The 1,356-nt window shown below is 73.0% G+C and carries 3 protein-coding genes; 1 reads left to right on the top strand and 2 read right to left on the bottom strand.

Features of this window, described 5'->3' with window-relative positions; all coding sequences use genetic code 11:
• The coding region (locus ACTIR_RS27855; protein WP_161629656.1) for a cation transporting ATPase C-terminal domain-containing protein at positions 1 to 171 on the top strand (171 nt) is incomplete at its 5' end.
• A 15-nt stretch (positions 172 to 186) separates the two neighbouring features.
• Here the strand turns inward: ACTIR_RS27855 and ACTIR_RS0119930 are convergent.
• Both ACTIR_RS0119930 and ACTIR_RS24540 read right to left on the bottom strand, forming a co-directional pair.
• Entirely contained in the window at positions 187 to 888 is a 702-nt protein-coding gene (locus ACTIR_RS0119930) for a GntR family transcriptional regulator (RefSeq protein ID WP_026455591.1), read from the bottom strand.
• A gap of 2 nt (positions 889 to 890) precedes the next feature.
• On the bottom strand, positions 891 to 1,356 hold a 466-nt coding region (locus ACTIR_RS24540; protein ID WP_459166185.1), incomplete at its 5' end, for a maleate cis-trans isomerase family protein.

The raw sequence follows: 1,356 nt of genomic DNA on the forward strand, positions 1-1,356 counted from the left end.
AGCCCCTCGGTGGTGATCAGCGGGGTCGGCTCGGCGGTCGCGCTGGCCGCCGCGGTGCAGACGCCGGGGGTCAGCCGCTTCTTCGGCTGTACCCCGCTCGGCCCGGTCGGCTGGGGCATCGCCCTGGGCAGTGCCACCGCCGCGACCACCGTCGGGGCTCTCGCGGGGTGAGCCGACCGTGGTCGGTCACGTCCGGGTGTCCCGTTCCGGGGGGCGGTCCGCGGTGGGGGCGAGACGGTCGACGGCGTCGTCCATGTGCGCCTGCAGCAGGGTGAGCATCCGGTCCTCGTCGCCGGAGCGCAGCGCCTCGATGAGCCGGTTGTGCTCGGCGATGCGCTCGTCCGTGCCCGGATGCTCCCGGGTGTAGGTGTCCTGCAGGGCCGACAGGCACATCCGTGTCTCGATCAGCAGCGTGCGGGCCATCCGCACCAGTCGTCGGCTGCCGGAGGCCTCGATCAGGGCCTCGTGGAAGGCGAGGTCCGACTCGGACAACGCCGTCGGGTCGTCCTGCGCGTCGGCCTCCGCCATCGCCCGCACGGCGTCCGCCAGCGTGTCCGCGACCTGCTGCCGGTTCCCGGAACGCAGGACGCGGATCGCCGCGGCCCGTTCGATCGCCGAGCGTGCCCAGTACACGTCGTACACGTCGTCCGGTTCGAGGTCGATGACGAACAACCCGCGGTGTGGCTCGCTGCGCAGCAGCCCCTCGGACAGCAGCCGCTGCATCGCCTCCCGCAGCGGCCCCCGGGACACCTCGAACCGGGCGGCCAGGTCGCTCTCGCCGAGCTGGGTGCCCGGGGGAAGGGCGCCCGTCTCGATCGCGTCGCGGAGTCGGCGCGCGATGATCGACGCCGTGGATTCCCGGTTCACGGGTTCGATGTCGGCCAGCATGCTCACGTGTCCCTCGTGCTGAAGAGTCTGCCCAGGCCCGGTGCCTGCGGCCGGTGGCCGGACAGGCGCAGCCCCTCCCACACGGTCACCTGGTTGGCGGTGAGAACGGGCTTGTCCAACCGCTGTTCGACGGTCTCGATCAACGCCAGTGTGCGCATGGCCGTGTCCGGCACCAGCAGCGCGTCGGCGTCGGGACGGTCGCGGGCCACGATCAGGTCAACGACGGCGTCCGGGGAGAGTTTCCCGACCTCGGCGGCCGTGTCGATGCCGGCACTCGAGATCTCCAGCACCTCGACGCCGCCCGCGCCGAGGAACTCGGAGAACAACCGCGCCACCTCGTCCGGGTAACTCGCGGCCACGGCGACCCGGCGCAGGCCGAGCGCCCGCGCCGCGTGGACGAACGCGAACGAGGTGCTGGATGCGGGCAGCCCGCCCGCGGCCTCGGACAGGCCCGCGATCTGGGCGGCG

Origin of the sequence: Saccharomonospora iraqiensis subsp. iraqiensis (genome assembly GCF_000430445.1) — a bacterium.
Lineage (GTDB): Bacteria > Actinomycetota > Actinomycetes > Mycobacteriales > Pseudonocardiaceae > Saccharomonospora > Saccharomonospora iraqiensis.